Annotated in this window: 4 protein-coding genes; all 4 read left to right on the top strand. The window is 63.4% G+C overall.

What is annotated here, in order from left to right:
* Positions 1–199: 199 nt before the first annotated feature.
* The 4 genes from rqcH to BRA62_RS09280 all read left to right on the top strand — a co-directional run bounded on the left by rqcH (position 200) and on the right by BRA62_RS09280 (position 6,149).
* Entirely contained in the window at positions 200–2,098 is a 1,899-nt protein-coding gene (rqcH, locus tag BRA62_RS09265) for a ribosome rescue protein RqcH (RefSeq protein WP_292366285.1), read from the top strand.
* A complete protein-coding gene (locus tag BRA62_RS09270; protein WP_292366286.1) occupies positions 2,095–3,120 on the top strand; it encodes an mRNA surveillance protein pelota in 1,026 nt (341 codons plus the stop codon). The genes rqcH and BRA62_RS09270 overlap by 4 nt, the downstream gene beginning before the upstream one ends.
* A gap of 887 nt (positions 3,121–4,007) precedes the next feature.
* Positions 4,008–4,370, top strand: a complete 363-nt coding sequence (locus tag BRA62_RS09275; RefSeq protein WP_292366287.1) for a hypothetical protein — start codon at positions 4,008–4,010, stop codon at positions 4,368–4,370.
* 6 nt (positions 4,371–4,376) lie between these two features.
* Positions 4,377–6,149, top strand: a complete 1,773-nt coding sequence (locus BRA62_RS09280) for a ribosome biogenesis/translation initiation ATPase RLI (RefSeq protein WP_292366288.1) — start codon at positions 4,377–4,379, stop codon at positions 6,147–6,149.
* Positions 6,150–6,594 lie beyond the last annotated feature (445 nt).

Consider the following 6,594-nt stretch of genomic DNA (forward strand, 5'->3'; position numbering starts at 1 on the left):
ATATTCCCACGGTCCAGTGTACGGGGCTTTGTCCCCACTACCGACTGTTCCACACACAAAACGCACCTTTGGTGTTCAACCGCTGAGCCTGGTTCACTTTTACTGGCCTCGCCCCTCCGCCCGCTCCCCACCAGATCAAGAGCCAGTCCCATCCGCCCGTACCCTTCTTTAGGTACCGGGCCGAATGTATTCTGAATCAATGGCGACGTTACAGGGAATGAGCGGGGTCGATCTTCGGGCGCTGGTAGCGGAGGCCGTCGATCGCCTCCCGCTCTGGGTCGGCAAGATCTACCAGTTCGACGCGAAGACCCTTGGTATCAGGCTGAACGGGGAAGACCGGGCAAAATACCTGTTCCTCGTCGAGACGGGACGGCGCGCCCACTTCACCGCGGAATTTCCTGTACCTCCAAAGAATCCGCCGAGTTTCGCGATGCTGCTCAGGAAGCACCTCGAGGGCGGGAAGGTGCTCGGCATCCGCCAGCTCGGGCTCGAGCGCACCCTGAGCCTCGATATCGGGAAGCGGGATACGACCTATCATCTCGTCTTCGAGCTCTTCGACGAGGGGAACGCGGTCCTCTGCGACGAAGAGTATACAATCATCAAACCCCTCTGGCACCACCGGTTCAAGAACCGGGAGGTTGTCCCGGGCGCGGTCTACGCCTTCGAGGGGTCCGACTGCTCGAAGCTCTCCTCTGAAGAGTTCCAAAAGATGCTTGCCGGGTCCGACCGCGACATCGTACGAACGCTCGCCGTCGGGTGCATGCTCGGCGGCGCGTATGCCGAAGAGGTCTGCCGGGCGGCGGGCGTCGAGAAGAGCGCCGCCGCCGCGGAGGTGGACGCGGAAGCGGTCCGGGAAGCGTTCGATCGGCTTATGGCCGATGTTGAGGGGCACCGTGAGCCGGTAATAACGCCTTCCGGGTGCTGGCCGGTGGTGTTTGCCGGCGAAGAGGTTCGCGAGCGGTTTGCGGCCTTCAGCGAGGCTCTGGATGCGTTCTACCCGAAGGTGGCGAGCGGGAAGGAAGAGGCCGCGGCCGAGAAGCCCCGCCTCTCCCAGGCGGAGGTGATCCGCCGGCGCCAGGCGGAGGCTATCAAAGGATTCGAGAAGAAGATCGAGCGCTATCAGCGGATCGTGGAGGCGATCTACGAGAACTACACCCCTGTTGCCGGGATTATAGCGACGCTCGACGAGGCGAGCAAGACCCGATCCTGGCAGGAGATCGAGCAGGTCCTCAAATCGAACGGCGATAACCCTGCGGTAAAGATGGTCCGTGCGGTCCACCCTGCCGAGGCGGCGGTGGACCTCGATCTCTCGGGGGAGCGGGTGAAGATCTACGTCCACGAGACGATCGAGCAGAACCTCGGGCGCTACTACGATCTGATCAAGAAGTTCAAGAAGAAGAAGACCGGCGCGCTTGCGGCCATGGAGCGGACGGTTCCCGAGAAGCCCCGGACGAAACGGAACCTTGCCCTCCAGAAAAAGCGGTGGTATCACCGGTTCCGCTGGTTCACCACCCGCGACGGCGTCCTTGTCATCGGCGGCCGGGACGCCTCCCAGAACGAGGAGCTCGTCAAGAAGTACATGGAGGGAGGGGACCTCTTCGTCCACGCCGACGTCCACGGCGGGAGCGTCGTCATCGTGAAGGGCGCGACCGAGCACCTGGACGAGGCCGTGCAGTTCGCCGCGTCCTACTCCAACGCCTGGAAGGCCGGGCACTTCACGGCCGACGTCTACGCCGCCCGGCCCGATCAGGTGAGCAAGACAGCCGAGTCCGGGGAGTACGTGGCGAGGGGCGCCTTCATCGTCCGGGGCGAGCGGCAGTACTTCAGGAACGTTCCGCTCGGAGTGGCGATCGGTCTTGCGATGGCGCCCGAGGTCGCCGTCATCGGCGGCCCCCCCGGTGCCGTCACCGGGCGGACGAAGGTATGGGTGGAACTCCGTCCCGGGCAGTTCGAGCCGAACGATACCGCGAAGAAGGTAGTCCGGGCACTCAGGGAGAAACTCTCGGAGGACGAGTGGAAAGGGCTCAAGAACGCCCTGAACACCGAAGCGGTCGCCGCATTCGTCCCGCCGGGGGGCTCCGATATCGTGGAATCATGAAGGCTGAAGTCCGGGAGATGAAGAAGCAGTTCGGCGAGATACGTCTCTTCCCGGAGACGCTCGACGACCTCTGGCACCTCTCCCACCTGGTCGTGCCGGGGGATCTCGTCTTTGCAACGACCTTCCGGAGCGTGGAGGCGGCAACCGATAAGCTCCGCCCGGAGAAGGCCGAGAAGCGGCCGGTCCGGCTCGGGATCCGGGTCGAGAAGGTGGAGTTCCACCACCACACGAACCGCCTCCGCATCGCCGGCGTCATCGAGAGCGGGGTGGACGTCACCGCGCACCATACCCTCAGCGTCGAGGCGGGGTTCGAGATCTCGGTCGTCAAGCGCTGGCGGGCAGTCGACTGCGAGCGGATCCGGCGGGCCGTCGATGCCTCCGCATACGGCGTGGTTCACGTCGTGAGTGTCGAGGAAGGGGAGGCACAGGTCTACCGCCTGCGCCAGTTCGGCCCGGAGTGGGTGACGACCGTCACGATCGGGAGCAGCAAGGGTGCCGACGCCGGCACCCGGTCGGTGCTCTTCGAGAAGACGCTTGAGACGCTTGCCGCGGTCACCGGACCCGTGGTCGTCGCAGGTCCGGGCTTCGTGAAGGACGAGTTTGCGGAGTACGTGAAAGCCCGGGCCCCCGATCTTGCAGGACGGATGGTTGCCGTCGAGACGCGGCGCATCGGGCGGGGCGCCGTGCAGGAGGTCATCGGGCAGGGGATCCTCGATCGGCTGCTCGGCGACCTCCACCTTGCACGGGAGGTCGCGCTGATGGACGAGGTCCTGGTCCGGATCGCGACCGAGGGCGCCGTCGCCTACGGTATCGACGAGGTCCGGAAAGCGGTTGCCTACGGTGCGGCGGAGACGGTGCTGGTCTCCGACACCCTGCTCCGGGACGAAGAGGCCACGGCAGTCATCGAACAGGCCGAGCGCGTCAATGCCACGGTCGTGGTGATGAGCACCGAGTTCGAACCGGGAGAGCGCCTCGATGCCATCGGCGGCGCCGCGGCGCTTTTGCGGTATAAGATCGTGTGATGCCTGGAGGATTTTCGTTCCGGGAGTTTGAGCACCGTTAGTGCGATTTACGTGACAGAACGGTCTCAATCAAGGACAAAGCCCCGTACAGTGGACCGTGGGGACTGTGCACCTTCGGTGCTCGAACTCCGCCTGCACCTCCGGTGCACGCATCGTTTATCGCCACTGGGGGAGTGCGACTGGCCGGAGGGCAGGAGCAGGAGCACCGTTAGGTGCGAGGGGCTGACGGGGAGTGCGAGCACAGCGAGCTTGAGCACCGTTAGGTGCGAGGTGCGAACGGAGTGAGCATGAGAAACTCGAAGAGTTTCGAGGGGGGAGCATTCCCCCTCCCCTGTCTCTACCGCATAATGGGCGCCTGTAACCCCCACTCGAAAACCTCCGGTCTTCTCAAGCTCCGGACGTTCCGTCCGTCGCACCCCGCCCGGCCTTCGGCCTCCTCACACGCACCTGACGGTGCTCATGCTCTGGCCGTATGGCCCGTCGCACCCCGCCCCAAAGGGGGGGCAGTCATGGCGATATTCCCTCGAAATCCGTATCTGGGGATACGCAACAGCAGGGGCATAGAAGCCCTTCGGTCTTCGAAAAAGGAGCGGATAAAGCGCGATATTTGAGCGTAACCGACTCCGAGATCTCCAACCGCCAGAGCGTCCCCTCTGCATGCCACTCCCCTCCTGATGTGTACCCCACGTGAAGAACAATCACAAACCATTCCGCTCCGCCGCCCCTCCTGCCCCGCCGGGTCGAGGGTACCTACCTTTATAACCGGAGAACGCCCTATAATGTAGTAATTCCGTCAATCCTGGGAGTGGCCGCGAGCCAGTTTTCTCCGCCGGGCCGCCGTCCCGAAGAGACCTCCCTTTCAGGAATGGCGCAACACTGGTGTCACGATGAGCGAGAATGCGGTAGCAGAAGAGGTTGAAAAGACACGGCCGCGGACACGTGCCGAGAAACAGGTCGAGCACAGAAATCGGATAAAGCGGACGCTTGTAGCCTGTTTCATGGGCATCCTCACCGGAGGGCTCTCGTTCTACCTCTCCGGCACCCCCGACCCGGTGAGCGGGCTCCAGCAAAACGCCATCATCGGCATCCTTCTCCTGATGGCTGGCGTCGTCTTCCAGAAACACATCTTCATGCTCCTTGGGGTCGACTACATGGAACTGACCAGCAAGGACTGGTTCTACCAGAGTTTCATGACGTTCGCGCTCTGGTTCATGACATGGACGATCCTCCTGACTACCACCGTCCTGTGATCTCCCATGCGTATTGCTGTTGTACACCGTGATCGGTGTCACCCTGCCAAGTGCGGCACCGAGTGCATCCTCTACTGCCCGCGCGTCAGAACCGGCGACGAGACCGTCGTCATCGGCGAGGATCAGAAAGCCGTCATATCCGAGGAACTCTGCGTGGGCTGCGGCATCTGCGTGAAGAAGTGCCCGTTTCAGGCCCTCGACATCGTTAACCTTCCCGAACAGCTCGACCAGCCGACCCACCGCTACGGCAAAAACGGCTTCGTCCTCTACGGCCTCCCGATCCCCGTCGAGGGGAAGGTCACGGGCATCCTCGGTCCGAACGGCATCGGCAAGAGCACGTCGGTGAAGATCCTCTCGGGCACGCTCGTCCCGAACCTGGGGAGAACCGACGCCGAGGTCTCCTGGAAGGAGGTCCTCGACCTCTACCAGGGAACCGAGCTCTTCGACTACCTCCAGTTGCTCTCACAGAAGAACGTGAAGGTCGCCGTGAAGCCGCAGTACATCGACCAGATCCCGAAGGTCTTTACCGGGTCGGTGCGCGACCTCCTCGCGACCACCGACGAGCGCGGCAAACTCGATTACTACATCGACCGGTTATCGCTCAGGGCGGTTGTCGACCGGCCGATCGCGACCCTCTCCGGCGGCGAACTCCAGCGGGTGGCGATCACCGCCTGTCTTTCGCGTGACGCCGACTTCTACTTCCTCGACGAGATCACGCCCTACCTCGACGTCTACCAGCGGATGGCCGCCGCAAACCTCATCCGGGAACTCGCCCTGGAGCGGCCGGTCGTGATCGTCGAGCACGACCTCGCCATCCTCGATATGCTCGCCGATACCGTGCACATCGCCTACGGAGAGCCGGCGGTCTTCGGCGTCATCACCCACCCGAAAGGCGTCCGGGTGGGGATCAACCAGTACCTGGAGGGCTTCCTCCCGGAGGAGAACGTCAGGTTCAGGACGTATGCGGTGACGTTCGATACCCGGGCCCACGCTGCCGACGCGAACCGGGAGGTGCTGCTCGAGTTCCCGGCGATGACGAAACGGTTTACGCAGTTCTCGCTCACCGTCGACGGCGGGGAGATCCGGAGCGGCGAGGTTCTCGGGGTCCTCGGGGCGAACGGTATCGGGAAGAGCACGTTCGCCGGGCTCCTTGCCGGGGTGCTTGAGCCCGATACCGGGGCGATGGATACCCGGGTGCGGATCTCCTACAAGCCCCAGTACCTCAAAGGCGACACGGAGGCGACCGTCGAGGAGATCCTCCGGCAGACGACGACGAAGTTCGATACTTCATACTACCAGCACGAGATCCTGGAGCCTCTCTCTCTCTCGCAGCTCCTCCAGGCGCCGGTGAACACGCTCTCCGGCGGCGAACTCCAGCGGGTGGCGATAGCGGTCTGCCTCTCGCGCGACGCCGACCTCTACATCCTGGACGAGCCGAGCGCCCACCTCGACGTGGAGCAGCGGGTGAAGATCTCCCGGATGATCCGCAAGCACGCCGAAGGACGGGACGCGAGCACGCTCGTGATCGACCACGACATCTACGTCATCGACATGATCAGCGACCGGATCCTGGTCTTCGAGGGCGAGCCGGGCGTACATGGCAAGGCCGCCGGGCCGTTCGATATGGCGCCGGGCATGAACCGGTTCCTCGAGGCGCTCGGGATCACCTTCCGGCGGGACAAGAGCGGGAGGCCGCGGATCAACAAACCGGGCTCGTTCCTGGACCGCGAACAGGTCGCGGCCGGGGAATACTACTACGCGGATATCTCGAAGTCGTGAGGGGAACGAGAATCTCTCTTCTTTTTCCAGTGAAGTGCTGGTGGCATTCCTGAAGGTTTAATCGGAAACAGGTTCGTGTTCATCAGCGTTCCCGAACACGGATTTCCATCGGCTATCGCCACGCACTGCCCGCCCCCTTAGGGGGCGGGAGGAGCGCGAAGCGCGGGTGGTGGGGGTACGGGTATCCCCTTGTGGGGAGGGAGAGATCCATTGAAGTTCTTCGGCCTTCTCAAGTTCCCTCCGGTCGCACCTCCCCGGTCCCTCACTCGAAACTCGAAGAGTTTCTCAAGCTCTTGCCGTGCTGGCAGCCCCTCCCTCCGTGGCGATAAACGATGCGTGCACCGGAAGTGCAGGCGGAGTTCGAGCACCGTTAGGTGCGAGGCGCGAACGCAGTGAACGTGAGCACCGTTAGGTGCGAGGCGCGGCTGACGGGGAGTGCGAGCGT

Origin of the sequence: Methanoculleus sp. UBA208, from assembly GCF_002498065.1 — an archaeon.
Classification (GTDB): domain Archaea; phylum Halobacteriota; class Methanomicrobia; order Methanomicrobiales; family Methanoculleaceae; genus Methanoculleus.

Coding starts and splice junctions, on each gene's coding strand:
- rqcH (WP_292366285.1), top strand. CDS start 200: ATGGCGACGTTACAGGGAATGAGCGGGGTCGATCTTCGGGCGCTGGTA.
- BRA62_RS09270 (WP_292366286.1), top strand. CDS start 2,095: ATGAAGGCTGAAGTCCGGGAGATGAAGAAGCAGTTCGGCGAGATACGT.
- BRA62_RS09275 (WP_292366287.1), top strand. CDS start 4,008: ATGAGCGAGAATGCGGTAGCAGAAGAGGTTGAAAAGACACGGCCGCGG.
- BRA62_RS09280 (WP_292366288.1), top strand. CDS start 4,377: ATGCGTATTGCTGTTGTACACCGTGATCGGTGTCACCCTGCCAAGTGC.